The organism is Bdellovibrio bacteriovorus HD100 (assembly GCF_000196175.1).
GTDB classification, from domain to species: Bacteria; Bdellovibrionota; Bdellovibrionia; order Bdellovibrionales; family Bdellovibrionaceae; genus Bdellovibrio; species Bdellovibrio bacteriovorus.
The window spans coordinates 1,607,753-1,633,889 of record NC_005363.1 but is presented as its reverse complement, the minus strand read 5'-3'; the positions used below and the strand labels follow the sequence as shown (position 1 = coordinate 1,633,889).

25 protein-coding genes are annotated in these 26,137 nt (G+C 42.8%); 1 reads left to right on the top strand and 24 read right to left on the bottom strand.

Going from position 1 to position 26,137, the window contains the following annotated elements; genetic code table 11:
• Positions 1 to 3: 3 nt before the first annotated feature.
• The 22 genes from BD_RS07725 to BD_RS07620 form a co-directional block, all read right to left on the bottom strand.
• The gene (locus BD_RS07725; RefSeq protein ID WP_011164168.1) at positions 4 to 1,221 is read right to left on the bottom strand and encodes a glycosyltransferase family 4 protein; all 1,218 of its coding nucleotides are present in this window, start codon (positions 1,219 to 1,221) and stop codon (positions 4 to 6) included.
• The gene (gene wecB, locus BD_RS07720) at positions 1,221 to 2,348 is read right to left on the bottom strand and encodes a non-hydrolyzing UDP-N-acetylglucosamine 2-epimerase (RefSeq protein ID WP_011164167.1); all 1,128 of its coding nucleotides are present in this window, start codon (positions 2,346 to 2,348) and stop codon (positions 1,221 to 1,223) included. Before wecB ends, BD_RS07725 begins: the two co-directional genes overlap by 1 nt.
• A gap of 1 nt (position 2,349) precedes the next feature.
• A complete protein-coding gene (gene wbjC, locus BD_RS07715; RefSeq protein WP_011164166.1) occupies positions 2,350 to 3,450 on the bottom strand; it encodes a UDP-2-acetamido-2,6-beta-L-arabino-hexul-4-ose reductase in 1,101 nt (366 codons plus the stop codon).
• Between the two features lie 2 nt (positions 3,451 to 3,452).
• Complete coding sequence (locus BD_RS07710) at positions 3,453 to 4,496, bottom strand: polysaccharide biosynthesis protein (protein WP_011164165.1); 1,044 nt, start codon at positions 4,494 to 4,496, stop codon at positions 3,453 to 3,455.
• A 12-nt stretch (positions 4,497 to 4,508) separates the two neighbouring features.
• A complete protein-coding gene (locus BD_RS07705; RefSeq protein ID WP_011164164.1) occupies positions 4,509 to 5,288 on the bottom strand; it encodes an AglZ/HisF2 family acetamidino modification protein in 780 nt (259 codons plus the stop codon).
• Position 5,289: 1 nt separating this feature from the next.
• Complete coding sequence (gene hisH / locus BD_RS07700; protein ID WP_011164163.1) at positions 5,290 to 5,904, bottom strand: imidazole glycerol phosphate synthase subunit HisH; 615 nt, start codon at positions 5,902 to 5,904, stop codon at positions 5,290 to 5,292.
• Entirely contained in the window at positions 5,901 to 7,043 is a 1,143-nt protein-coding gene (locus tag BD_RS07695; RefSeq protein WP_041583521.1) for an N-acetyl sugar amidotransferase, read from the bottom strand. The genes hisH and BD_RS07695 overlap by 4 nt, the downstream gene beginning before the upstream one ends.
• 76 nt (positions 7,044 to 7,119) lie before the next feature.
• Positions 7,120 to 8,322, bottom strand: a complete 1,203-nt coding sequence (locus BD_RS07690; protein WP_041583520.1) for a hypothetical protein — start codon at positions 8,320 to 8,322, stop codon at positions 7,120 to 7,122.
• Positions 8,319 to 9,587 (bottom strand): oligosaccharide flippase family protein, encoded by a 1,269-nt coding sequence (locus BD_RS07685; protein WP_011164160.1) that lies wholly within the window; start codon positions 9,585 to 9,587, stop codon positions 8,319 to 8,321. Before BD_RS07685 ends, BD_RS07690 begins: the two co-directional genes overlap by 4 nt.
• A 4-nt stretch (positions 9,588 to 9,591) precedes the next feature.
• On the bottom strand, positions 9,592 to 10,410 hold the full coding sequence (locus tag BD_RS07680) for a hypothetical protein (protein ID WP_011164159.1): 819 nt from the start codon (positions 10,408 to 10,410) through the stop codon (positions 9,592 to 9,594).
• A gap of 77 nt (positions 10,411 to 10,487) precedes the next feature.
• The gene (locus BD_RS07675; protein ID WP_041583518.1) at positions 10,488 to 11,165 is read right to left on the bottom strand and encodes an acylneuraminate cytidylyltransferase family protein; all 678 of its coding nucleotides are present in this window, start codon (positions 11,163 to 11,165) and stop codon (positions 10,488 to 10,490) included.
• Entirely contained in the window at positions 11,158 to 12,210 is a 1,053-nt protein-coding gene (locus BD_RS07670; protein ID WP_011164157.1) for a nucleotidyltransferase family protein, read from the bottom strand. Before BD_RS07670 ends, BD_RS07675 begins: the two co-directional genes overlap by 8 nt.
• Before the next feature lie 8 nt (positions 12,211 to 12,218).
• Positions 12,219 to 12,878, bottom strand: a complete 660-nt coding sequence (locus BD_RS07665) for an acetyltransferase (protein ID WP_011164156.1) — start codon at positions 12,876 to 12,878, stop codon at positions 12,219 to 12,221.
• A 5-nt stretch (positions 12,879 to 12,883) separates the two neighbouring features.
• A complete protein-coding gene (gene neuB, locus BD_RS07660; RefSeq protein WP_011164155.1) occupies positions 12,884 to 13,954 on the bottom strand; it encodes an N-acetylneuraminate synthase in 1,071 nt (356 codons plus the stop codon).
• The gene (locus BD_RS07655; RefSeq protein WP_041583517.1) at positions 13,951 to 14,619 is read right to left on the bottom strand and encodes a PIG-L deacetylase family protein; all 669 of its coding nucleotides are present in this window, start codon (positions 14,617 to 14,619) and stop codon (positions 13,951 to 13,953) included. Before BD_RS07655 ends, neuB begins: the two co-directional genes overlap by 4 nt.
• Positions 14,619 to 15,506, bottom strand: coding sequence for a formyltransferase family protein (locus BD_RS07650; protein ID WP_011164154.1), 888 nt, complete (start codon positions 15,504 to 15,506; stop codon positions 14,619 to 14,621). Before BD_RS07650 ends, BD_RS07655 begins: the two co-directional genes overlap by 1 nt.
• Positions 15,503 to 16,678 carry a UDP-N-acetylglucosamine 2-epimerase gene (gene neuC / locus BD_RS07645; protein WP_041583516.1) on the bottom strand — a complete coding sequence of 392 codons (1,176 nt, stop codon included), beginning with the start codon at positions 16,676 to 16,678 and terminating at the stop codon, positions 15,503 to 15,505. The genes BD_RS07650 and neuC overlap by 4 nt, the downstream gene beginning before the upstream one ends.
• Before the next feature lie 34 nt (positions 16,679 to 16,712).
• Complete coding sequence (locus BD_RS07640; protein ID WP_011164152.1) at positions 16,713 to 17,861, bottom strand: LegC family aminotransferase; 1,149 nt, start codon at positions 17,859 to 17,861, stop codon at positions 16,713 to 16,715.
• Complete coding sequence (locus tag BD_RS07635; protein ID WP_011164151.1) at positions 17,854 to 18,837, bottom strand: NAD-dependent 4,6-dehydratase LegB; 984 nt, start codon at positions 18,835 to 18,837, stop codon at positions 17,854 to 17,856. The genes BD_RS07640 and BD_RS07635 overlap by 8 nt, the downstream gene beginning before the upstream one ends.
• A 159-nt stretch (positions 18,838 to 18,996) precedes the next feature.
• On the bottom strand, positions 18,997 to 19,713 hold the full coding sequence (locus BD_RS07630; RefSeq protein WP_231839321.1) for a 6-hydroxymethylpterin diphosphokinase MptE-like protein: 717 nt from the start codon (positions 19,711 to 19,713) through the stop codon (positions 18,997 to 18,999).
• A gap of 61 nt (positions 19,714 to 19,774) precedes the next feature.
• Positions 19,775 to 20,263, bottom strand: coding sequence for a CatB-related O-acetyltransferase (locus BD_RS18495; protein WP_367143848.1), 489 nt, complete (start codon positions 20,261 to 20,263; stop codon positions 19,775 to 19,777).
• Between the two features lie 321 nt (positions 20,264 to 20,584).
• Positions 20,585 to 22,036 carry an LTA synthase family protein gene (locus BD_RS07620; protein WP_231839320.1) on the bottom strand — a complete coding sequence of 484 codons (1,452 nt, stop codon included), beginning with the start codon at positions 22,034 to 22,036 and terminating at the stop codon, positions 20,585 to 20,587.
• Positions 22,037 to 22,358: 322 nt separating this feature from the next.
• On the opposite strand from BD_RS07620, the gene BD_RS07615 reads away from it, so the two are divergent.
• Positions 22,359 to 23,618, top strand: a complete 1,260-nt coding sequence (locus tag BD_RS07615; protein ID WP_011164148.1) for an O-antigen ligase family protein — start codon at positions 22,359 to 22,361, stop codon at positions 23,616 to 23,618.
• On the opposite strand, the gene BD_RS07610 is transcribed toward BD_RS07615, so the two are convergent.
• Positions 23,581 to 25,212 carry an LTA synthase family protein gene (locus tag BD_RS07610; protein WP_157865855.1) on the bottom strand — a complete coding sequence of 544 codons (1,632 nt, stop codon included), beginning with the start codon at positions 25,210 to 25,212 and terminating at the stop codon, positions 23,581 to 23,583. The genes BD_RS07615 and BD_RS07610 overlap by 38 nt on opposite strands.
• 51 nt (positions 25,213 to 25,263) lie before the next feature.
• Positions 25,264 to 26,091: a glycosyltransferase family 17 protein gene (locus BD_RS07605; RefSeq protein ID WP_011164146.1), complete on the bottom strand. Its 828-nt coding sequence runs from the start codon at positions 26,089 to 26,091 to the stop codon at positions 25,264 to 25,266.
• Positions 26,092 to 26,137 lie beyond the last annotated feature (46 nt).

The following is a 26,137-nucleotide window of genomic DNA, read 5'->3' as shown; positions in this document are numbered from 1 at the left end:
GACTTACTTAGTTGTTCTTAAAATATTTATCAACCGAGTGGTTTGCGTCGTCATTTCAAAGTTATCCTCGTAGTACTTTTTGCCGCGATTTCCCATGGCCTCTAGCTCTAATGGATCCATTACATACATTCTGCGAATATTGTCGGCAAGCGCCTGAGCATCCTCAGCCGGCCCACACAGGCCGCATTCTGCCTCTAATATAGTCCTAGCACCTTCACCATCGATTGCACCAATAATGGGCTTTCCCGCTGCCATATATGATTGAGTCTTCCAAGGAAGAGTGTATTTCAAAATTTCATCCGCATTAAGAGTCAACAATAGCGCACTGGACTGAGCGTAGATAAGGGGAATGTAAGAAATATCGAACCGTCCCAAGCACTGAATATTTGAAAGACCGTCAATCTTGATCTTATCTTGAATCCAAGACAACATGCTACCGCTGCCCACGAAAACAATTTTCAAATCAGGCAGATCCTGGAGCAATTTGGCTGCCGCAACAATAGTTTCGACGGATTGTGCTTTACCGATATTGCCGGCAAAGACCACAGAAAAGTGCTTCTTCAAAGCATTCTCCGCATCCAAAGGCAGAGTCAAAGTAGGATCAATGGACATCTTCTTAAAAGAATTAGGATAATAAATTGGAGTACATTTACTGTCTATTTTCTTAACCGGTTCAATGAAAGATTTAGATTGAACAAGAACCGAGTCGCAGCAGCGGTAAATAAACCAAACCATTGCCTCCACGGCCTTCAGCAGAACGGGATTCTTTACAAACTTAGTAACAACCAGACTTTGCGGCCATAAATCCAAAACCCACAAAGCAATTGGCGTCCCTGTCAGCCCTTTTAGTACCATCGCAGGAAAAGCGCCGGTAATTGGCGAAGGTACGAATACAAATGACACATCAAACTTCTTCTTACGGAGCAACCACGGCCCCAACAAACATCCAAACAAGACGAAGGACAAATAATTTAGAATAAGATTCTTTGCGCCCCCCGCCCCCCTTGGTCTCAGGGGAACACGAACAATCTCAACATCCTCAGCATACTTTTCGCGAACCACACCAGACGCTTTATAACCAGAGAATATCTTACCATCTGGATAATTTGGCTTCCCGGTCAAGACTGTCACATTGTGACCTTGCTTTTCCATCTCAACAACCAAGTCATTGATAATGAAGGTCTCCGGAAAAAAGTACTGTGTAACAATCAGAATATTCATTATTTACGCCAAACAACCCTATTCACATAATCTGTATAGCTCTGAATAATTCGAACCACCTTGTCTGATACGTTTGGCATCGAATAATCCGCCACCTGTCGCAACAATCGATCATCCGCGCGAGGTTGTGTTTCAAGAATCCGCAATGCCTGCATAATGCGGATTTTATCCAACCCCACCATCATCACCGAAGCCTCTTCAAATCCTTCAGGACGTTCATGCGCTTCCCGGATATTCAGCGCAGGGAAATTCATGATAGAAGATTCTTCAGTGATAGTACCACTATCAGAAAGAACTGCTCGCGCATGAAGCTGAAGATGATTGTAATCACTAAATCCAAGAGGCTTCAGCAATCTGACATTGGAATGGAACTTACTTCCCCTTTTGTCGATGCGGTTCTGAGTTCTCGGATGAGTGCTCACTACCACAGGGATATCGAATGTTTCAGCTACAAGATTGAGAGATTCCACCAATTTATCAAAGTTTACATCGGACTCAATATTCTCTTCACGGTGAGCGCTGACCACAAAGTACTGCCCAGACTTCAATCCAAGTCGGGATAGTACATCTGAGGAGTCAATCTGTTTTCGATAATGAGTAAGCACTTCAAACATGGGGCTGCCAGTCTTAATCACACGATCAGGCGGCAGTCCTTCGCGCAAGAGGTATTCTCGCGCAATCGAGCTATAAGTCAGATTGATATCGGCCGTATGATCTACGATCTTTCTATTGGTCTCTTCAGGAACTCTTTGATCAAAACATCGATTGCCTGCTTCCATATGAAAAATAGGAACTTTCCGACGTTTTGCCGCGATCACAGATAGACAACTGTTAGTATCGCCCAAAACTAGCACTGCCTCGGGCAGAAATTCACCCATAACTTTATCTACGGTTTTGATGATATTACCAATTGTTTCGGTCGCAGATTCTCCCGCTGCATTCAAGAAGAAATCCGGCTTTCGCACACCGAGGTCCTGAAAGAAAATCTCGTTCAATTCAAAATCATAATTTTGACCTGTGTGGACTATTTTATGTTCACAGTGTTGATCTAATTTAGCCAAAACCCGGGACAACCGAATAATCTCAGGTCTGGTACCTAAAACTGTCATTACTTTCATTTTCTTCAAACTAAACCTCGTGCGCTACCGTATCAGGTTTTGCGCGATCAAAAATCTCATTGGCCCATAACATAACTACCAACTCTTCGTTGCCAATATTGGTAATGTCATGAGACCAGCCAGGAATAGTCTCCACAATCTTCGAATCCACAGCATCCACATCAAGCTCGTAGAACTCTTTAGTGACAATGTGACGGAAACGATAACGAGCTTTCCCTTTCAAAACCAAAAACTTCTCAGTCTTACTGTGATGATAGTGTCCACCACGCGTAATACCAGGATGCGCAGTAAAGAAGGAAAACTGACCAGAATCTTTTGTTTTAAGCATTTCAACAAACACACCGCGATTATCACCGTACCGAGGCACAGAGTAGGCAAACTGATCCGGCTTCAAAAAGCTAAGATAAGTAGCATGAAGAGCCCGAACCAGCCCAGCCCCAACAGCCTCTGTTACCAGACTACTTCGGCTTTCCTTAAATGCTTCGATCTGCCTCGCGAGCTCCCCAACTGTCACTTTGTAGGTAGGAGCAATGGCCGGGAACAACTCCTTGGCATCGGGACCTTCCAAGTGAGTCAAAAACTGAGATACCACATCATCGACGTAGACAAGTGTCACAGCCGCGTCTGGATTGTTAATTGCAATCGGCAAACCTTGGGAAATATTATGGCAAAAAGTGGCTACAGCTGAATTATAATTAGGCCGACTCCACTTTCCGAAAATATTCGGCAATCTATAGATTGAAACAGGAAGCTTGCCTGTCAGTTCAAGCAGAAAATCTTCTGCCGCCTTTTTTGACTGCCCATAAGCATTCTCTAGCTCTGCTTGAATGGAAGAGGCATAAACCACAGGAATTGATTTTCCAGTTTCCTTCAAAACCCTGCATAACTCTTGAGTAAGGTCCGCGTTCCCTGCCTTGAATTCCAAATCATTCTGAGGGCGATTTACTCCTGCCAAATGGAATACAAAATCTGCCCCGCCAACAAGCTTCGGAAGATCAGCAACCGTATTTTCACGATTAAACTCAACAATCTCGTACTTTTTAAGCTCCCGAAGTCGAACGATCAGATTCTTGCCCAGAAATCCTTGGGAACCCGTGATCAGAACCTTCATGGCTAATCCTCCGGATTTACCGAGCGTCCATCTTTAATAGCACGAATGAATTCAAGCTTAAGCAAAAGCTCTTTCATCCCAGCGACATCAAGACGTTCTGTATTATGCGAATTGTAATCCTCGGATTTAGTGATAGCGACTTCACCTTGATCAACATACTTTCCATAATTCAAATCACGGAGATCAGGTGGAACGCGGTAGTATCCCCCCAGGTCTTCCGCTGAAGCCATTTCCTCTCTACTTAACAAAGTTTCATAGAGCTTTTCGCCATGACGAGTTCCGATCACATCAATCTTATGACCACCGGATCCCAACAAGTCCATCAATGCCCTAGCCAACACTTCAACAGTAGCCGCCGGAGCCTTTTGAACAAAAATATCCCCGTTCTTTGCATTTTCGAAAGCGTATAAAACCAAATCAACAGCATCTTCCAGAGTCATCATGAATCGAGTCATGTTAGGATCTGTCACCGTGATCGATTTACCAGCGCGAATCTGATCCACAAACAACGGAATCACTGATCCACGTGAAGCCATCACATTCCCATAGCGGGTCCCGGAGATCACAATTTCAGAATCATTCAATCCACGGGATTTCGCAACCATCACTTTTTCCATCATGGCTTTGGAGATGCCCATGGCGTTAATGGGATACACTGCTTTGTCGGTACTCAAGCACACGACCTTCTTCACTTTGGCATGAATGGCAGCCTCAAGAACGTTTTCCGTCCCATTGACGTTGGTTTTAACCGCTTCCATAGGGTGAAACTCACAAGACGGCACCTGCTTTAAAGCGGCCGCGTGAAAGATGAAATCTACTCCACGACAAGCATTCTCAATACTGCGAGAATCACGAACATCACCGATATAAAATTTCAATTTTTCACTGCGATACTTTTTACGAAGATCATCCTGTTTCTTCTCGTCCCGGCTAAAAATGCGAATTTCCTTAATGTCAGTCTTTAAGAATCTATTAAGAACAGCATTCCCAAAAGAGCCTGTTCCGCCAGTGATCAACAATGTTTTACCGTTAAAATACGAAGCCATATTAATCTCTCATTACCTGCGCAATGCGCTTTTGATCATTTCATCCTTCTGACGCAAATCCGGGTAATTGATCAGAACAGCCTTATAGGGCCCCTTGAAGACAAACAAACTTCCTGCAGCCACGCCAACAGTACCGCATTCCTCAATAACTTTAGAAATATCATCGAGGGAACCCGCCCCCCCAAGAACTGTAACCGGAATTTTCACCGACTCACGCAGCTTTTTAATAAGAGCGACATCGTAGCCAGACATTTTACCATCGTCGTCAATTGAGTTAACGACTATCTCTCCCGCTCCAAGCTGCTCTGCCTCTTTAGCTACCTCAATAAACTCGCGCTTTGTATTCTTAGTGCCATTGTGAGTCCAAACATCAAATGTACGCCCTAACAACCGCTTTTTTACGTCTAAGACGACAACAACACTCTGGCGTCCGATTTCCTCGGCCATCTGAGTGATAAGACTCATATTTTCAAGAGCCGCCGCACTGATTGCGACCTTCTCTACTCCCAATGACACAATCTTCTTCGCTTGAGCGGCTGTTCGAACTCCACCGCCATAACATAGCGGCATACGGCATTCCATAGCCAGATTACTGATCATTTTATAATTTGGCTCGACGCCATTAACTGTTGCATCAATGTCCACAACAATCAGCTCATCAGCACGCTTTTCATTAAATATTTTAACAGCATTAATCGGATCGCCCACATATTTAGGATCCTTGAATTTTACCGTTTTAACTAGACCGCCATCCTTAACTAGGAGGCACGGAATTATACGTGGTCTTAACATACTAAATCTCCGAAAAGTTCTTCAACAGCGTCATTCCGAAGTCGTGACTTTTTTCAGGGTGAAATTGAACACCATAGACGTTGCGATTAGCCACTGCACAGCTGAATTCCAAACCATAGTTTGCGCTAGCTAGAGAGTAATCCGGATTTTGGCATTCAAAAAAGAACGAATGAAGAAAATAGAAACGAGCATCAGTCTCCAGTCCCTTAAAAAGACCCGAGCTAACAACAGGCTTAACATCGTTCCAACCCATATGAGGTTGGGCGATCCCCTCTAAACCTGGAATATTCCGAAATTCTCTAACACGACCTGGGACCCAACCTAAACCCGGCAAGACACCCTCGTCGCTGGAGTTAGCAAGCATTTGCATTCCGACGCAAATTCCTAACACCGGTACTTTGTCTTTTTGAACCAAGCTTTCCAGTATTTCACGCATTCCTGATTCATTTAATCTTGCCATTGCATGATCAAAAGCCCCAACCCCCGGAAGAATAATCTTTGTGGCGCCAGCAAGCTCATCAGCGGTTCTGGCAACGACAACCGGAATATGGAGTCTTTTATACAAATTGGCAAAGGCCTGAATATTACCAAGACCATAATCGACAATTTTGATCATCGGAATAGTCTTCTTTCCAACCCCAAAGCACTCATAACTCTGGACCCAAGCCCAATGACAAACCGTTTATTCTTATAGTCAAGACACGTTCTATTCTTGCCATCGAAAATTTGCTGGAGCTCATCAACTGTCATATCTAGCTTGTTCGCTACGTATTCGAATTCAGTCTTTAAGAAGTTCGCATCCATTTCCGGCTTAGATATACGCTCCAACGCCTGCTCGCGCGTCATCTGCCCTGTCATGATGAGGCTTGAAAAATGCGCTCTTCTCTTTTCGTAACCAAATTTGCGCGGCATCCAATAGTCTTCATAAAAACGTGTAAAACGCGATTCGTGGTGCTTGTGCTGGAAACGCTTCCAACCAAAGAGACGCTCAAGTGTATCTTCTGCATCCTTCTTCACATAAGGCACCAAATTTAAAGGTCTTACAACCTGCATGCCAAGGACATAACGATAGAAGATCTTATAGGATAAAACATCGACTATCGGAAAGGACTTCAATTTTCTTTTCCCAAATTTCGAATGAATATCCTGAATGAGCATACGATCAATTCCGGGATATGCCCCCCACTCCTCGGGTTCTCTACAACACTCAGTTGAATAATTGCCCCCGGTCAGGACGTATTTGATTTTATGTGACTTTGCGAATTTATATAACGCGGAAAAGAATGCCGTATCTTGAGGAATATCTTGATCCGCAACCTGTGCCTTCAAGAATGCCGTTTGCATATCCTTCATTTCTTCCCAGTTAATAACCTCAGTATAAAGATCAAGGCCCAGTCCATCTACCAAGCGTTCGATATTACCAACAGCCTGATCAGTATTCCAACCAGCGTCGACATGGAATAACAGAGGACGCAATCCCATAATCTCTTTAGCTACGTATGCGGCATAGGAACTATCAAGACCTCCACTCAACCCAATAATGCAGTCGAACTCACGCTTTTCGCCGTCTTTCTTGATTTTCGCAGCAAGCCTCATGAGTTCTTCACGGCCGCGCGAATCTGTGTGCCAATTCGGCTTGATATTATTTTCGAAGTTATTGCAATAGTCGCATTGCCCGCTACCGTCAAAAACGATATTTGGATCACTAGTGTCCATAATACATTTACGGCAAATTTTATAATTTGTATCATCCATATAGCATCCCGAATATTTAATTAACGAAAGAACCGATAGCATAAGCCATTCATCACAAAGAGAGAAACTCTAAAATTTAATCGAGGATGTCGCGCCGCGACCATGCCCCCCTCCCATCCACCACACTTTCAGTCCCTAAGTAAGAAGCCCTAACCGCACAGTAAATTGACGAAAAGTAGAACAAATCCAAAAAAGTAGGAAAAAGTATAGGTTCTGTCATGGCACGAAAAAACACCACGGCAAGTGTTAGAAACATAAAAATCTGCTCTTTCCCAAAATTACCTTTCAAAAATAATCCGAAGGGACTAACAACCATAAGCAGCATATAAAGAACACCAAACTTATTATGCGCCCTTAAAAAGGAGTTATGCGGATTGCCAAGGTAAAAATCACCAATAATAGTTCCATTTAAATCTCCACCAACGACACTCTCAACAAACGAAAGGCTTCGAAAATAATCAATCCACATTTCGATTCTAGGTTGGTCATAGAACCCCCTAGCTAAGTTAGTTTTCATTGCAAAGCTAAACAATAAATCGAACTTCAATACAGCAAATAGCAAAGCGACAATAATTACTACTGCGTACCCAAACCTCTTTCGTGAACCACCGGACACGAGTACATATAAAATATTTATACCTAGTAACAAAAAGCCCGCAGCTATCGATCCTCTTCCCTGACCAACAAAGCAAATGTAAAAGGTAATAACGTTCATCCCCCAAGGAGGCACATTACGTTTTAGCACATAAGTGATTCCGTTATAACAAGCCTGAACTAGAATTAAGTAAGATGTTATTCCGTTAGAACTAGACCCCTCGACAATAGATCCAAGCGGATCTAAATATGGACTCAACAAAATAATCGACAAAAGGACAAACTGAATCAAATACAAAGCTACTGTAAAACCAGAATAAAACACCAATGCTCGCTTTGAGATAAAATGTGCAATTCCAAACACAAGCGCTACATTCAGTGCATAGTATACACTACTTAAACCGCGAGCCCCCGAAAATGGCAAAACGAATAGACACGACATAACTACAAAAAGAAAGTAGGTTATTGCAATGCGCTCGCCAACATTGTTCCGCGCAACCGGATCGAGCCGTACATACTGACAAAAAAACAAAACACCAAAACAAGTCCAGACAACCATAAAACCAACAGCCTGCGCCGCAAACAAAAAAAACGTCAAAAAAAGAAATAATGAGACAGAAACAACTTCGAACTTCTCATCTCGACAAAAAGTAGAAAAACCTAAAAACCGTGCAAACATATTCATGCTGTAGTCCGTAAAAACCATGGCATATTATAAATTCGGCTAGACGCTATCCACACAAAAACGAACGAGATAACTCTTGTGAATAAAAAAGCGTACGCAGCGCCAACTAAGCCAAAGTCTTGTACGAGCAAAAAGCACAACCCAAGACCTAAAATATTCGTAGATATTGTCACAGCGGACAAAATAGTCGTGCGCTCCATAAAGAATAAATAATTTGTCACCATCAAATACATCCCACCAAATGCCTGACCTAACACCAGAATGCCGACAATCTCGGCAGATTCCCAATATTCTCTACTGAACACAAACTTAATAAAAGTCGGCCCCAAATAAAAAGATGATATTGCAACACCTAGAGTAACGACAAAATGAACATATGTGACTTTAACTATTCGCACCTTATCTTTAAAAAGATTGACCTTTAGATGCGAAAAAAGCCATGGTACATATGCGCGATTAAAGGCATCACAGGCAACCCCGAGTACCATTGAAAGTTGGAAAGCAAAAAGATATATGCCCACAGAATCTGCATCAACAAACATCTTTAACACAAACAGCGAAGCCCAATTACTCAAAAATATTGTAAGACCGTGAGGCATAAGCGGAACACCGAAGCGCATTGCCATCTTAATATGCTCCACATTATAGAAAAATATAACTCTCTTGCTTTTAACAATAAAAATTATTGAACAAAAAGCCATAACAACTGATGCAATAACCATCGACAGAACTCGACTCTCTCCGCTAGCCATAAAGTATCGAACAGCAATCACACCCAACAAAACATTCAGAACTACACTCATCACCTGAATAAAGCTATAAGTATAACTTTTGTTTTCCGATTGAAGGATGGCCAACTGAATGTTAGTTGCGAAAGTAAAGAACGCATAAAAAAATCCGGCCCATATCACAAAAGAAGAAACAACAAAGTACCCAGTTAAATACGGATTCAGCAATGCAACTAGAAACGCAATCACTACCCCACTCGCCAACCAAATCAGGAGTAGGTTGAAATTATACACACCAAACTCATGGTCGTTCAGATCACCTCTCTTTTTGACAACTGATCCCGCCACGCCAAGACCGACAACTGCGAGAAAAATCGTAAATACACCCTGGAATAACCCCACTAAACCATATTCATCAGCAGACAGATATTTCGTAAAAAATGGGAGCGCAAGAAACGGCACAACTGCGCTTAATACGCCAGAAAAAAGATATGTCAAAGAGCTAATTCCTAAAGATCTAATTGATATGGAACTCATGCCATTAGCTCTTAATATTTGAAGGCTTCAAACGTAACTCTGACATGGGAATACATACATAAATTATGCAAATCACTGAGGAGGCAAAAAAACACAACAAGAAGAAAATAAAACTTTTCCTATAATAATCTATAACGCCACCGACATATTCAACTTTATCAAAAATTGGAATACTCAGCGTCCTATCCTTAAATTCAAGAAGTTCTTTAATTTCAGACCTTATAAGTAAAATATTCTTTTTAATATCCAGCCGCTCTCGCTGATTACTATTAAATCGTGCCAACTCATCCAAAATAACGTTCTCCCTCTCTAACCTCTTCTCTTGAGCACGTAATTTCGCAAGTTTTGTATCAATTTCAATATTGGCCCTATCTTGAAACAAAACGTTCACTCGTTTCTCTAACAACAAAAAGATCTCATCTCCTATTTGACGTTGAGAATCCTTCGAACGAGTGACAAATAAGTTGTATCTTCTTTTATAAGGATCATAATATCCGCGCACATCAACCAAACCCTTATTTGCCAATGCAACTCTTAGGAGTTTCATTTCATCGGTGTTACCAACTACCTCCCCGACCTGCCTGCGCAACATTTCACCAGACATTATCGAAGCAGAAGAAGACAAAAACTTAATATCAAAAGAATTCAAAAGAATAATATCTCGCTCATCCTCTACCGCCGATCGGATAGCGAAACTAACCCTCTCGGTTTCATTTTCAGACAGATACCTGAATGCAAAGACGTACCCCACTAGCGCAACAGAAAAAGAAACGACAATTATTATCCATTTTTTGGAACTTATTTTACCCCAATTATCATTCATAAAAGCTGCCTTTCAATAAAATATGCGAATCCGTTGAGACTGCCACTCAAAAAAAAGGATACTAATGCCTCGTCCACCTACTTCGCCTTACCAAGTGCTAGCGCAACCGATTCTGCTTTTTGCCAGTCATCTTCGTAGTCAATATCAATTGAGATAAGCGCCTCCATCAAAAAAGCAGTCGTGCTTTCAGTAAACAAAGACTTCATTGCCCTAAAATAATCGAACTCCGATATATAAATCGCACCATTAAGAGCAACTAAACTACTTCCTTCAGTCATAAATAGTTTATCACTCGCGATTCTATTTAATTTGCCATCTGTTACCACCGCCAAGTGGTTAACATTTTCTTTTAAATCCCTTGCGCTAACTACCTGTTTAAAACCACAACTCCGATAAAATGAAAATGCATTTCGAATACAATCACTATCACGCAGAGGCGAGGTCGGCTGCAAAAGTGTTACAGTCTGAAATTTTGCACCAACCCTATCAATAACATCCAACATTACATCAACACTTGTTGCACTATCGCTTGATAGTCGTGGATCACGCTCCAAAAAAAGCACAGAAGGAAACTTCTCAACCAATGACAACACATCCAAATCGTCACTTGAAACAACAATACAACTAAATTCAGAAGAATCTAAAGCCGCTTCTATCGTCCATTGAACCAAAGGTTTTCCAGCAAAATTCCTCTTGTTCTTCCCTGGCAATCTTCTCGATCCAGCTCGTGCTGGTATTATAGCTAAGCTACCCACCGAAGTACCCTTCAAAATCAGACTGAGCTTTATGAAAATCTTCCAGCCTACCGATGTCGACCCAGTAATCTTTAAGTTTAAAACTCTGTATCAATTTTTCTTTGTCCTTAAGGGACATAAATAAACTAGGCATATCATAAAATTGATCTCTAGGAATATACTCAAGGGCCTCAGGGGATAATATGTAAATCCCAGCATTGACAAAGGTTTTTTCTTTCGGTTTCTCCTCAATTGAGACTATTTCATCACCATTTACTTTTACCACACCGTAAGGAATTTCAATAATATGCTCTCGAACGACCATTGTGGCCGTGGCCATACTGGATGCGTGAAAATCCAACATTTCTGCAAAGTTTGCTCTAGTTAAAATATCACCGTTCATCACAAAAATTGGAGATGACGGTTTTTCGGATAGCAACGATAGGCCTCCACATGTACCCAGCGGTATCTCCTCATGCAAATACTCTATCGTTGCGCCCCACTTTTCACCGTTTTGAAAATACTCCTTAATCATCTCCGCACGATAATTAACAACAAAAATAAAATTATAGAACCCCAATTCACAGAAACGCATCAATATTGTTTCCAAAATCGGACGGCCACCAACCCTCAAGAGTGGTTTGGGAACGCTGTCTGTTAGTGGACTCAGCCTCTTCCCAAAGCCACCAGCCATTAGGACAACTTTATTTTCTCGCCTTAACAAACCAAGAATACTATCAGTACCTTCGATTCGAACTACACAGCCAGCACTGTTTAACACAGGTAAATGCCTAACTCTCCATTGGCGCATTTTCGCAACAATCTCGTTCCTCGACAATCCCTCCGATATACTTTTAGGGTTCTTATTCATTACTCCTTTAACCAATTGATCCAAATCGGAACACTTTAAGAGGGCTCGTCGAATATCCCCATCGGTAAGTGCACCTACTAGCTTTTTGTTGTCATCCAAGACAAAGCAGATTTGAATAGAATTTCTCTCGAGAACTTCCATTGCATGCCTTAAAGTATCATCCAAAGAAACGAAAAAATCAGAATTCACCATCATAAATAACCCTAAAGTGACGACCGCACTTGTGACTTAACTTCCCTTGCCGGAACCCCAAAAACAATTGTATCGGGAGGTACATCTTTAACAACGACAGCCCCAGCGCCAACTGTAGACCTCGCCCCAACACGTACCCCCTGAATGATAGTAGCACCGACACCGACGTGAGCTCCGTCCTCAACAACGACACCACCCGACAAATTAGCTCCAGGTGATATATGAACATTTTTGCCAATAATACAGTCATGGTCCAACTGAGCGCCAGTATTCAAAATAGAGTTGTCTCCAATTTCGACTCCAGCCTGGACAATACAGCCTGCCATAATTTGAACACCTTCACCAATATGTACCACGGAGCTGAGAATCGCTGAAGGGTGAACTATTTTGGGAAATGAATAACCCAAACTTGTATACTTTTGAAAGACCTTCTCTCTCAAAGTGCTTGCCCGGACAGATCCAATACCCAACGCAAGGACAATACCATCCGTCGCATACTTCAAAATCTCATTATCGGTACCAATAACTGGAATATTTAATACAAGAGTACCTTGCCTCGCCAGATCTATATCAGTCAGACCAACAACAACAACAGAACTGGCAATTAAGGTGTCAACCACAACTTTTGAATGCCCGCCTGCACCCAAAACAATTGTTCCCGCAACAGACATATATATTAATCCTCAATCAAATCGTCCACGGCGTAAGCCTTGGAAGAAGACTTACTCAAATACTCCCAAAACAACATTGGTGAAACCCCAGTACCCGGCCTTTTCGCATCAAGATTATTCTCACTAAACCTTTCATTTACCTGAATCTCTGCTTTTGCGACAAGACTTCTTCTAACAACCGCACGATTCAAAACTTCAGCGGGTGTTGGACCTTTGACAAAGGAGCCTTTGGCTTTCTCAACAGCTCTGATGCCATCAACCATATTTTTCAATTCCTGAGGCTCCAACGAGGCTCTATGATCCGGCCCCGGCAGATTTCTATCTAAAGTGAAGTGCTTTTCAATTAACGTGGCCCCCATTGCTACGGCTGCAATCGCCACAGAAATTCCAACAGTATGATCCGAGTAACCAATTGGCAGACCAAAAGCATTTTTGATCGTCAACATTGCATTCAGATTTACTTCTTCAAGCTTTGCTGGATAGTCAGTGGTGCAATGTAAAATCGTGACCTTTTCAGATAGCTTCCTACGCCCCTCTTCACTGATAAATGCATTTTGGAATTGACGAACTGATGGTTGCTCTTTTGATCCCAGATAACCGAAAGCCAATACACCCAAAGCTGCTTCAATTTCTCCCAAAGTAGCCATTCCCGTGGAAACAATTACTGGGAGATTTGTTTGCGCCACCTTCAAAAGCAGCGGAGCATTGATAATCTCACCAGAAGGCACTTTTAAACGAGGCACACCCATTTTCTTCGCCAATAGTCCTACGCTCGGGATATCAAATGGTGTTGAAAGAAAATCAATTCCCTTCTTTTTGCAATACTCGACCAAAACGGCATGCGCTTCCTCGTCGAGCTCTAGCTTTTGAATCATCTGAAGCTGAGTCTCATTATTACCTGTCGTTTCAACTTGGTAGTCTGCTTTTGGAGCTTTTTTGCTGACAATATTCTCTGCTTTAAACGTTTGAAACTTTACGGCATCTGCACCAGATTCTTTCGCAACATCAACAAGTTTTTTGGCCATCTCCAACGAACCATTATGATTTACGCCAGCTTCTGCAATGATATATGTCATAGTATCTCCCTAATTAACTGAAAGCTTTCTGCATTCTTTACTCCCGCAGTCGAGCCACGAAGCTGAGCGAGAGACTTAATTGCTTCAGCACTACGTGGATATGGAAACTCCCCCATTTCCGAAGCGTAGATTTTCATAATTTCCATTTTCTTTTCGAATGTATCCGTAACGTCCACAAACACTTGCGGAAGAAACTGCGCTGCCCCATTGACTGAACCAAACTCTGTTTCAGAAATAGTTTCGTAGCAAAGTACCCGTTTAATAAACGAATAACGAAACGACTTGGTACAAGCAAGAACCGCCTTAAAGGTCCACCCGTGATCAGTATGTACATCCCCATAGAATGGAGAATACACAACCTCCGGCCTAATTCTTTGAAAGACTTGAGATAATTCATCAATCAGGTCACCAAGATTAACACTGTTTAGCTCAGCAGCATTAAAATTCAAAATCGTCGTTGATGAGAAGCCATATCTATTGGCAACCTCCGATATTTCACTACTTCTGCGTGATCGCTGGGTCTCGGTAAATCTTTCAGTACTCATTCTGGTCACAATGATCCAGTGAACTGAATCACCCGACTTTATGTGCTTCAAAATTGTACCGCCACAACCTAGAGTCTCATCGTCAGGATGAGGCGCAATAACCACTACATTTTTAGACATTACAAGTATTCCCCTATGGTAGGTAGATTTGTAAATTCATGTTCAAGAATATCGATAGCAGAATCTGAAGTCTTAATTGTAAGAACTGAACCATTCACAGCCACAACTTTGCCCGGCTCAATATTCACTGGAAAGACAACAGAACTTAATCGAGTTTTCCAAACCTTGTAGTCTTGACCATCCTTCTCGACATGGGCACCTACATAGGGCCTTGCTAGAGCACGTACCAAATTATGAATTCCGGAAGAACTCATCCTAAAGTCAATTCGCCCATCTGACTTACCTCGTTTTCTCCAATATGTTGCCCGAGTGGCATCCTGAGGAAGTCTAATTACTCTACCCACCAGCAAGTCAGTCACAAATACGGCAACTTGATTCTGAGCTGTCTCAATAACTTTATGATAAAGAGAGGCTGCATCATCGTCGTCTGAGATCTGAATAGGTTGTTGACTGAGGATATCTCCACTATCAGCTCCGTCATCCATCCAAAAGAATGTTGAAGCTGTCTGCTTCAACCCCAATGCTAAAGCCCAAATAATAGGATGGCGTCCGCGATTTTCAGGTAGCTCTGCCGGATGGAAACCAACAACTCCCAAACGTGATAAGTTCAATATTGCGGGCTGAAGCAAATAAGACCAACCAAAGCAAAAAATTACATCTGGAGAGTGCTCTTGAAGGAAAGATTCCATGGACGACTGCATATTCCCCGTCGCATGAAACACTGGGATCTTCCTTTCTTCAGCAATGGGAGTCAGGTCTCGAAAGTCGCTGTTAAATGATGAAGCCTTACGGGTGATAATACAGCAAACTTCAGCTTTTGGAACGTTAAGTACCGTTCTGAGCATAGCTTCACTAAAATCCACGCAGCCAATAAACGCAATCTTCATTTCACGCCATCAATACTATAAAATTTTTTGAAAATGATTCCGTCAAGATCATAAGAGGCAAGGACTTCAGCAACCTTAACAGCCGTATTTCCATCGCCATATACATGTTTATCTTTGCGGGATGCCATAAAGCTATTTTCGAGAACGGTTTGAATACCACTTACAATCTCAGATTTTGTCTCGTTACAGTCCAAAACGGATGGGGCTTTGGCTCGCCCCTGCTGACGAGGACCAATGTTAACTGTTGGAATATTCATAGCCGGAGCCTCAATAATACCACTCGATGAGTTTCCAACGACCACATTAGCTATGGACATCACACTCAGGTACAGCTTCTGCCCCAGGGAAACACTAGACATTGCTCTTTCAGGATGCTTCAGACAAAACTGATCAATCATTTCATTAATTACGCGGCCTGCTGTATCAGCGTTTGATTTCGTCAATATTACACAAGCATCCGAGAACTCCTCGATCGCTGACAGCAAATCAGCCATCGCCTGCTCTGGAGAACTATTTAAAAGTGTCACTGGGTGATAAGTGACAAGAAAAACAGGCCCCTTTGCACCTTTCAGCACAGGAATCCTTTCTTCCACTTCCTCACGATTAAAAAGAGGAAGTCTCTTAATGTTGTCGATTCCCGTAGCTCCAAAGTTGAAAACCCTATCTGGAGACTCCCCCAACTGAATAACTTTATTTCGATATGCTTCGGCTGCAACAAAATGCAAGTGCGACATCTTAGTGATCGAATGCCGAATGGCTTCATCAATCAAGCCTTCGGTAGCTTCACCGCCATGAAGATGAGCAATCGGTATACGGTGAATCATCGCAGCCTGAGCTCCAGCAAGGGCTTCAAATCTATCACCCAGAACAACTAGCAGGTCCGGGGAAAGTCTTGCCAATGCCTCCGAAATACCCATGACCCCTAAACCCATTGATTTACACAGGGCTGTTACAGAATCTCCCGACAGTAGCATCTCAACTTTTTCATTAATTAGAAAACCGTCAGCCTCGATGAATTTATATGTCATACCAAATTCAGGACTTAAGTGCATACCGGTCGCAATGATTTGCAGGTCTACTGACGAGTAAGTCTGAAGCTCTTTCATAAGCCAGTAGAGCAGGCCGTAGTCTGCCCTCGTTCCACTTAACACACAAATTCGTCTTTTCACCAAATCCCCCGTAAAATCAACAACTCACCAAGGTCCATTAACCTCGAGGAAGCCTTACACTGCTTGGAATGTTTACGAGCCGATCAGACAGCATTCGTGCCACAGATATGTCACCGCACAAATTAGTGCGATACATAGGAAGATCGGGCATTAAATTCCATACTGGCCTCGTCATAACACCACTTCTATTCGTCTCATTCAGAAACGAATCGCGTTCAGATCTACTACTCAAAAGAATGGCATTAAGCCAATAGTTGGACTTCGCCCCAAAAGGTTCACACACAAATTCAATACCCTTATGAGAAAAATAAGAATTATAAATCTGAGCTGTTTCTCGTTTATCCCTTACGAATCTAGGCAGCTGCTCCAACTGACCCACAATCAATGCAGCATTTAAGTTCGGCATTCTATAATTAAATCCGATTTCATCATGAAAGAACTCCCAAGCATGCGGCACTTTTGCTGTAGTAGTTAAATGCTTTGCGCGAATACCTAGATCCACATCATTAGTAACAAGCATTCCTCCACCACCGGAGGTAATTATTTTATTACCGTTAAAACTAAACACCCCAATTCGGCCGTATAACCCCGTATGCCGTCCTTCGAACTCACTACCTAATGACTCTGCAGCATCTTCAATCACCGGAATTGAATATTCATCACATAGCTTGACTATTTCCTTGATTTGAACCGGATGGCCAAAAACATGCATAGGCATGCAGGCCATTATACGATTTCCAGTTCTTTTGTTATAACAAAAGTCCCCTCTTACCTCGGCATTCTGGAATAAAAATTCTGCCAATGACGTTACTGAAAGCCCTAATGTCAACTCATCACTATCGAGAAATACAGGACTAGCTCCACAATATGAAATCGCATTCGGAGTTGCTACAAATGTTAGAGCTTGGGTAATGACTTCATCTCCGCGAGATACACCCAATAAATGTAGAGCAGCATGAAGAGCAGAGGTTCCATTTCCAGTAACGACAGCTTTCTTCGCACCAACATATTTCGCAAAATCCACCTCAAAGCGATCTACAAATGCTCCAACTGATGAGACATATGTGGAGTCAATTGCTTCAATTACATATTTTTTTTCATTCCCCGTAAAAATAGGAGCATGTAAGGGAATAAAACTCTTACTACCGTACAGATCCTGAATAAAAGCGATTACATCACTAAACATTATAGACATCTGCCTTATATTTTGCCAGATTCTCTCGTTGACTAAACCAATCCACCGTCATTCTCAGTCCCTGCTCGATGTTAACTAATGGGCTAAATCCAGTAAGAGAATTAATCAAAGTATTATCACACCATAATCTATGAACTTCGGAATTTTTAGGTCTAACTCTATGGCTATCATATTGAATCGAGATATTTGATCCCATGATCCCCTTAATTAACTCCAATGTATCCTTGATGGAAATTTCATAATTCGATCCAATGTTCACTGTCTTTCCAATACAATTGGAGTTAGCCGCCAAAGCCAAAAATCCCCTACATGTGTCGGTAACGTAATTGAAATCCCTAGTGGGTGTCATATCCCCTATGCTAATTTCTTTTTTTCCCGAAGCAATTTGAGCGATGATTGTAGGAATCACTGCCCTAGCGGATTGGCGAGGACCGTACGTGTTGAATGGACGCGCTATAGTCAACGGCAATCCAAATGAATTGAAGAAACTCATTGCCATAGCATCAGAGGCTATCTTGGATGCACTATACGGGGACTGTGGTTGCAAAGGATGCTTCTCATCTATTGGAACATACTGCGCAGTTCCGTATACTTCACTCGTAGAAGTATGCACAACTTTGGCAACCCCATTGTCCAAGGCAGCTTTGCAAATATTTAAAGTACCCGTGACATTTGTCTCAACGTAACTCTGTGGGGCAACGTATGAGTAAGGAATCGCTATCAAGGCAGCCAAATGAAAAATCGCATCCATACCTTTCGTAATATCTCGACACAAAAACGGATCACGAATGTCTCCGGATACGACCTCAATATCGCTTCTCACCGCCGATGAATCCAGCCAGCCCCAGGAATTAAACGAATTATAGTTAACAAGAGCCCTAACACTGTACCCTTCACTAACCAATAACTCCGTTAAATGAGACCCAATAAATCCGTCAGCGCCAGTAACAAGAACTTTTTTCGACAAGGGACACTCCTACTTAAGCGCAAGATAGTATCCCCCATGAATAAACGAGTCTATCCAAAGCAGATTTGACTTAAAGCAAAAAAAACACATTAGCGTAGGAATGATTGCGTACCTTAAGGCAACGATCGAAGTACGCAATCTACAAGTTGAAACCAAAAATTAAGGCAAATTGCTTCGTTTGTAAGCATCCAAAAGACTGCCGGGAGTCGCGTTAATAATTTGAATGCCCTTTTCCTGTGCAATTTTATTCAAAGCATAATGGTGATAACAAACCTCTGCGTAAAATTTCAACTCATCCCCCAGCGATAAGCTTTTTTCATCACTTTCATTATCATAAAAGTGTTGCATTTTACTTGACGTGAACGAATTAAAATCACAGCCCACCAGATAGATTCTATCAAACCCCATATCCAGAGCCACTTGAATACAATGATTAACCACATTGATAGAAGCTGTGAAATTCTTAGTCATATCGTAGCGTACATCGCCACCAATAAGTGCTTTTTGATTGAAAGTAACGATCGATCTGCCCGCCCCCCCAACAAACTTGCGCAAATAAGGGTTCCTCAAACACTTACTTTTGAATAAAAAAACACAATTCGGATATTTAGCAATTGCTTTTTGTGTCGCACCAATCTCACCCCCATAAAACAACTCATCAACAAGCGCATAATAATCCGGGCGGATATCTGGCAAAATAGTATTCTTATAAAAATAATTGACGACAAAAACGACGTTATCCTTAACTTGACCAACATCGAAACTTTTCAAGGAAGGGCCATTGCCAAAAATAATACAGCTCTGCCCTCTATGCTTCCCCCTATAGACTCTATTTTTCCTCACAACTGCTCGTGCTGGCGACAAAACAAAAATCATGTCAAGCAAAGCATTGTGAATTATTAAGACAAAATTATCTAAGAAACTCTTTAGCCTCTGCCTACTCATTCAATTTCCTCAGAAAAACAGCTGGATCCTTAACAAATGGAGCAACACGGGTCAATTCTTCATCACTTAACTCCCACCATCTACTCTTAAGGAGTCCCTCCGCCAGCTCGGCCGGAAATCGCTGTCGAATACACTTAGCAGGTACCCCACCCCAAATCTCATAGGGGGGTACATCTTTGGTCACGACACTACCTGCACCAATTATTGCGCCGGTGCCGATAGTAACACCCGACTTAATGACCACCTTCTCCCCAATCCATACATCGTTGCCTATAGAGACAACAGTCCGCGTCTTAAACTCATGCTTCGAATATTTTGTTTTAATTTGTTCCCTATTCTTATTGAACACTGGGGAGGTGGAAACCCAATCTATTGAGTGCGTATCTAAACCTATGCAACAATCATTTGCAATTGAGCAGAAACTGCCAATTTTAGTATCCACCACTCTACATGACACTCCGAGATACGAATTTCGATCCATTTCTGAACTCAAAAACTCAGACCCCGGCCCAATGCTGGAGCCCTTATGGACAGAACTTCCTCTAATCGCTCTTGGTCTCAACTTTTTCAAAGCTTTGCAAACCAGATACTCCAACATCCAAAAATACTTCACTGACTCAACTCCATCTCTCTATATAAGACCAACCAGAATACTCTGAAGTAGTCACTTCTTTGATCGAAAATCCCGCCGCGGGGCGCCAGCGAGGTTTACAACACCCAATACTACTTCTTCAAAATAAACTGAACCTCGGTAGCTTGGAACACACAACAAATAGCTTCCGAAATTTCTAATATATTCTAACTAATCAAACAATCGCCCGCCATAAATCCCCTCAGCAAAGTATTTTCTGAGGAATTCAGGATCTACTAGGTACTCAGGATTCTTGCGACAAGCATCTACCAGATAACTATAGAATGAATTATGAATTCCTATCTTTTCAGACAAAACACCAGGCAGACAGAATATCGGACGCTCTTCATTCGCTCTAGCAATAGCCTCAGACACACCATCTGCTTTCAGACCATACCCCTTCACATACATCGGCACCTTGCCATACACAATCTGCTGCGAGGGACTCAAAGTCGAAAACAGAAAGGACTGGTTTCTTGACCCGGTCGTGCTGAAATAGTCCTCTGTAAACTCATGTCGGCGATAAAAAGACAGCGTCATTGCAGGCTTATGATCACCGAAAATCACAAACATCACAGGACGTTTGTTTTTCTTCGCCAACTCTGCGGCCGCAGACTGGAACTCTAAAAACTGTTTTACAGTTTTATCAAGTTTTTCTTTATAAACCGCCTCGCCACCGTCACCATCTGTGTCAGCATAGGGTCCGTGGGTATAAACAGTGATAAGAAAAGCAAAAGTCTTTTTTCCAGCCTCAAGACTTTCTTGGTACTTTGCAAGAGCCAGATCAAAAAGCACTTTATCTTCTGGATACTTACCTTTTTCAGGCAAATTCATATCCTCTGCAAAGAAAGATCTTTGAAATCCGAATTTCGGGTGAACGATATCACGCTTCCAGAAAAAGCCGTCATTGGCGTGTGCAGACCATGTGTCATAACCATTTTCAGAAAATATTCGAGGAACCGCCATGGCTGTCTTGGAGTAACGCTCAGCAAAGTACTGAAAATCAATGCCCTTATAGCGACGGCTTGGCAAACCCGTCAAAACCTCGAACTCGGCCTCGGCCGTCATCCCACCATACACCGGAGAAATCACCGTCGAATGAGCAAAGCCCTCTTTTTCAAGGTCTGCAATCGGGGTCACAAAGCTATCATTACTGCTGGTGTAACAGGATTCGCAAAGCACCAGGAACACATCGGGTTCTTCCTTCGGCCTTTTTACATCCACCAAAGACTTTACATCGTCATATGGAAGCTTGCCTTTGGCCGGGATCTGGCCCGTTGGTAAAGTCAGGAAAATATGATTCAAAATGCCATTTTCTTTGACGTTGGTGGTGAAACTCCAATCCACATAGTTCACCCGGGTCACCTTAAACAAGGTACCCACCAAACTGTCTTGAGTTTCAGTTGGCTGCCGCTCCTGCACAAAAGATGTCGCAACAACAAAAAACACCGGCAAGAACAAGAGCTGCTTCTTCGAGAAGGACAACCCCCTCCATAGACTTACCAGAATTCCGATCACAATCGCTGGCAGAACATAGTCTGCATAACTTTTTAGGAACAACGCCTGCTTCCAAGCAAAGATGTCTGAAGCCTCAAACGGAGAGTTCGTCAATGCCATCTTCATTAGATGGATTCGCAGAAAAAAACACTCGACGAAAAACACCATCAAAGCTGCAGAGAAAGGCCTTAAAAACAACAAACAAGAGAAATACAGCAACCAGGGCATCAAAAGTTTGCCGGGCAAGCTGATCTTAAAAACAGCAACTTGCAACGATATACTTAGCAGACTTAGGAGCAACAAACCCCATAAGACTAGATTTCTATTTGGCACTTTCAAACGCATCAGTTGGATATCCTACATAAATTTCTTCCCCCCACACCAGCATTAACGCGTGTGAGCGCAAAAACTCAGTGACAGATTAGCGTCCAAAAAATAGAGTTCTTCAATGTCCATCAATACATCCAAGTTTACTTCCACCTTGATTTTAGCTTTTTTTCCTCTGTCGCTTGCCATCAATCTTGTGAACTTTTTCTGGATGGATACTGTCTTTATTTTGAGCACCATCGGAGCATTGGTTTGGGCAAAAAGGAGCCATTCGGACCTTAAAGAGGTTTTCGGTTTAAAAAATAAGACTTTGATTATACTACTTCTTATTTACTTCTTTTCTGGAATTACTGGATATGTCCTGCATAGCCCCATGCAGACCAATGAGTGGGTTAAAATCTCAAACTTACGCTGGATCTGGGGATTCTTTGCATGCTACTCCGTCGGACACATTCTTGCTGCCCAGGGCAAGAAAAGGTTTGATCACAGGCACTTTATAGTACTGCTTACGGTTCTGCTTGCGATAATTGTCAGCCATCTGAACCTAACGTCAGGAGCCTTCTTCAGCCCTGGAGTCAGACTTCAGGGTTTTTATAGCAATCCCGCCTTTTTTGCCATGGCCGCAGTGGCACTGTGGGCATCCTTGATACCTTACTTAATTTACAACCATTCCAAAGCATCCGGACTTGGGGCGGCAGCTCTTCTCACCTGCCTTACTGTCATTCTGATCGCGACCTATACAAGATCATCATGGATTGCTATGGTTGCTGTTTTGATTTTTACTTTGTTCTACACCAAAAACAAAAAGGCCATTTTAGTTGCTGGCTTTGCACTGTCGGCAGCGGCAGCAGCAGTTCTATTTAATCTGTTCCAAATGAAGGACCGCATTTTACAAACTTTTGATTTTTCCGGGGTTTCTCAGGGAGCTCGCATCGAGATCTGGAACGCTACATGGCACATCTTCCTGGATCACCCCATCTTTGGCGTTGGCTTTGAGTATGCTGTAAAGCTATACAAAGAATATTACATCAAGTTAGGCCAATCTACGGCCTACATCCCTGGCCACGCTCACAACCAATTCTTGGACGTTTTATCCGGAGCTGGGATTGTCGGCTTGATCGGATACCTGGGTGTATTTGGGGCGGGCTTTGTCTTCTTCCACAAAAAATTCAAATCCGCGACAGACATCCTATCAAAACAGCTTTCCTTAGGTTCCTTACTTTGCATCGTTGCCTTGTTCGGCTGCTCCTTTACAGAAACCCCGATCATCCAGCAGGAAACCCGCAATTACGTGCTTATAATCCTGGGCTTTTCCTATGGATACCTGTCTCGCGGCGCGGGCACTAATCAAACAACCGATCCCCATAAATCTCATCTGTAAAGTAATTCTTTAAGATATCCGGATCGACCAACTCTTCCGGATCTTTGCGGCAGGTGTCCACCAGATAGGTGAAATATGCCGTGTGGACACCCAGTTGCTCAAACATAAGGCCCGGCAGACAAAACAAAGGCCGATTGCTGTTGGCTTTAGTAATTTCCGCCGCCACCGCTGAATCATCCAACCCATAGCTTTTCACGTACAATGGCACCTTGCCGAACACGATCTGTTGCGCAGGATTCAAGGTCGAAAACTGAAAAGACTCGTTTTTAGCACCTTTAGCGCTAAAAAAGTCTTCATTGAATTCATGACGTTTATAGAAAGAGATCGTCATGGCAGGTTTGTGGTCCCCAAATATCACGAACATCACTGGGCGGTTATTTTCCCGAGCTAATCTTACCGCTTCGTTCTTAAATTCCAAGTACTGACGTACGGTGATTGCAAGCCTTTGCTTGTAGTCGGCCTCACCACCATCACCGTCAGTTTCTGTATAGGGACCGTGTGTGTAAAGGGACAGAAGGAATGCAAAAGTCTTTTTCCCCGCCTTGAGGTTTTCTTTATATTCTGAAAGTGCCAGATCAAAAAGAATCTTGTCTTCGGGATAAGTGCCTTTTTTCCCTTCCAGATTCATCGAATCAGAGAAAAAAGTCCTGTTAAATCCAAATTTCGGGTGGACGATTTCCCTTTTCCAGAAAAAACCCGGCAGAGGGTGTGACGAAAAGGTGTCGTAACCATTGTCTGCAAAAATACGAGGAATCGCATCGGGCTTTTCGGAGTACCTTTCCGCAAAGTACATATAGTCGATCCCCTTGTAACGACGACTTGGAAGGCCGGTCAGGACCTCAAACTCCGCCTCGGCCGTCATCCCCCCATACACTGGCGAAATGACAGTCGCATGTGCAAAACCGTCCTTTTCAAGATCCACAATCGGCGTCACAAAGCTGTCGTTGCTGCTGGTATAACAGGATTCGCACAACACTAAAAACACGTCGGGCTGATTCTTTACTTTCTTGGGATCGATCATCGTCTTAAGACTGTCGTAGGGAAGCTTCCCCTTGGTCGGCACCTGCCCCGTCGACATGGTTAAAAAAATATGATTCAGAATTCCGTTTTCTTTGACGTTGGTGGCAAAGTTCCAATCCACATAAACCACACGGGCAAGCTTAAATAAGGAACTGACCGGATTTGCCGTAGCCTCTGTGGGATGGCGCTCCTGCACAAAGGACATCGCAACCATGAAAAAGACCGGCAAGAATAGCAATTGCTTTTTCTTAAAAGACAGTCCTTTCCATAGGGAAATCAGGATCCCTATAATGATCGCTGGGACCATATAGTCAACGTAGCTTTTTAAAAAGAAGGCCTGCTTCCAAGCAAAAAGATCTGATGCCTCAAACGGCGAATTCGTTAAGGCTAACTTCATCAGATGAATACGCGCCCCAAGACATTCAAGCAGGAAAACGAAAAATGCGGCTGGATAGGGCCTTAAAAAGACCAAGACCGAGAAATACAGCAGCCAGGGCATCAAGAGTTTAACAATCAGAAGATACTTAAAGGCAAATACCTGCAGAAGTACGCTAAGCACACTTAGCAGCAACAAACCCCATAGCACCTGATTTTTTTCCGGCCATCTGATTCGCATCGTTGAACCTTACAACAAAAGCAATTTGGAGTACTTTGCCTGATTTTCCTGCACGTACTTTGGCAAGCGCTCCACCCCAGTAGGCTTAAACTTCATCGGACGATTGAAGATGTCTTTTCCAGAGCGAACTTGGGTTTCCACCCATTGGGGATTGAACATATCTTCCGTCATGTATTCGGTATGACTGTAGGCGCGCATTTTTTTAAGAATCATTTCAGTCCCACCCATGAACGAGAAATGCCATCCCCCGTCCATCACCATGGTGTGTTCGCTGTCTTTTTTACTGCGATAGGTGCGCATGTTGTTACAGCCGTATTTCTTGAAATAGGAATAGTTGGCCATCACTGTTCCATGCCAAGGGATATAGTCCTTGTACATTTCGTTGGGCTCGGTGTGCTCATACGCCAAATTGTTCAGGTAATAGTAGTAAAGCTCCTGATAAAAGGTCTTAATCCCCGGCTTGTGTAGGTATTCAGTGACCTTTTCCGGAGTCGGAATTTCGTCCACGTCCGAGAAGATGATCACGTCCTCAGGCGCGCAGTTTGCCAAAGCTTTCGCCAGGGCGTTTCTTTGATAGTCCTCGCGGTCCCAGTTACTGAAGGGACGGAGTTTCTTCCAGTTGATTTTCGGGAAGTCCTCAACCACAACGTGGATGATTTTAGATTCAAACTGGGCATAACGTTGTTTGTTTTCGATATAAAAAAGCGGCTTGTCGGTACCACGGAAGGTCTTTTTGGATTCAATGATCACGAATTTGTCGACAACCTTGTCCAAAACATTCAGGCGGATCTCCAGAAGATCCAACTCATCATAAAAAACAAAGCAATCATAGACCATAGAACCCACCCGTCTTTTTCAGCCAAGGAACCTAAAATACCGAATC

Bases quoted from the DNA above. Each gene is read 5' to 3' on its own strand.
- BD_RS07725 (WP_011164168.1), bottom strand. From the start codon at position 1,221: ATGAATATTCTGATTGTTACACAGTACTTTTTTCCGGAGACCTTCATT.
- wbjC (WP_011164166.1), bottom strand. From the start codon at position 3,450: ATGAAGGTTCTGATCACGGGTTCCCAAGGATTTCTGGGCAAGAATCTG.
- BD_RS07710 (WP_011164165.1), bottom strand. From the start codon at position 4,496: ATGGCTTCGTATTTTAACGGTAAAACATTGTTGATCACTGGCGGAACA.
- BD_RS07705 (WP_011164164.1), bottom strand. From the start codon at position 5,288: ATGTTAAGACCACGTATAATTCCGTGCCTCCTAGTTAAGGATGGCGGT.
- hisH (WP_011164163.1), bottom strand. From the start codon at position 5,904: ATGATCAAAATTGTCGATTATGGTCTTGGTAATATTCAGGCCTTTGCC.
- BD_RS07695 (WP_041583521.1), bottom strand. From the start codon at position 7,043: ATGGATGATACAAATTATAAAATTTGCCGTAAATGTATTATGGACACT.
- BD_RS07690 (WP_041583520.1), bottom strand. From the start codon at position 8,322: ATGAATATGTTTGCACGGTTTTTAGGTTTTTCTACTTTTTGTCGAGAT.
- BD_RS07685 (WP_011164160.1), bottom strand. From the start codon at position 9,587: ATGAGTTCCATATCAATTAGATCTTTAGGAATTAGCTCTTTGACATAT.
- BD_RS07680 (WP_011164159.1), bottom strand. From the start codon at position 10,410: ATGAATGATAATTGGGGTAAAATAAGTTCCAAAAAATGGATAATAATT.
- BD_RS07670 (WP_011164157.1), bottom strand. From the start codon at position 12,210: ATGATGGTGAATTCTGATTTTTTCGTTTCTTTGGATGATACTTTAAGG.
- BD_RS07665 (WP_011164156.1), bottom strand. From the start codon at position 12,878: ATGTCTGTTGCGGGAACAATTGTTTTGGGTGCAGGCGGGCATTCAAAA.
- neuB (WP_011164155.1), bottom strand. From the start codon at position 13,954: ATGACATATATCATTGCAGAAGCTGGCGTAAATCATAATGGTTCGTTG.
- BD_RS07655 (WP_041583517.1), bottom strand. From the start codon at position 14,619: ATGTCTAAAAATGTAGTGGTTATTGCGCCTCATCCTGACGATGAGACT.
- BD_RS07650 (WP_011164154.1), bottom strand. From the start codon at position 15,506: ATGAAGATTGCGTTTATTGGCTGCGTGGATTTTAGTGAAGCTATGCTC.
- BD_RS07640 (WP_011164152.1), bottom strand. From the start codon at position 17,861: ATGTTTAGTGATGTAATCGCTTTTATTCAGGATCTGTACGGTAGTAAG.
- BD_RS07630 (WP_231839321.1), bottom strand. From the start codon at position 19,713: ATGATTTTTGTTTTGTCGCCAGCACGAGCAGTTGTGAGGAAAAATAGA.
- BD_RS18495 (WP_367143848.1), bottom strand. From the start codon at position 20,263: ATGGATCGAAATTCGTATCTCGGAGTGTCATGTAGAGTGGTGGATACT.
- BD_RS07620 (WP_231839320.1), bottom strand. From the start codon at position 22,036: ATGAAGATGGCATTGACGAACTCTCCGTTTGAGGCTTCAGACATCTTT.
- BD_RS07615 (WP_011164148.1), top strand. From the start codon at position 22,359: ATGTCCATCAATACATCCAAGTTTACTTCCACCTTGATTTTAGCTTTT.
- BD_RS07605 (WP_011164146.1), bottom strand. From the start codon at position 26,091: ATGGTCTATGATTGCTTTGTTTTTTATGATGAGTTGGATCTTCTGGAG.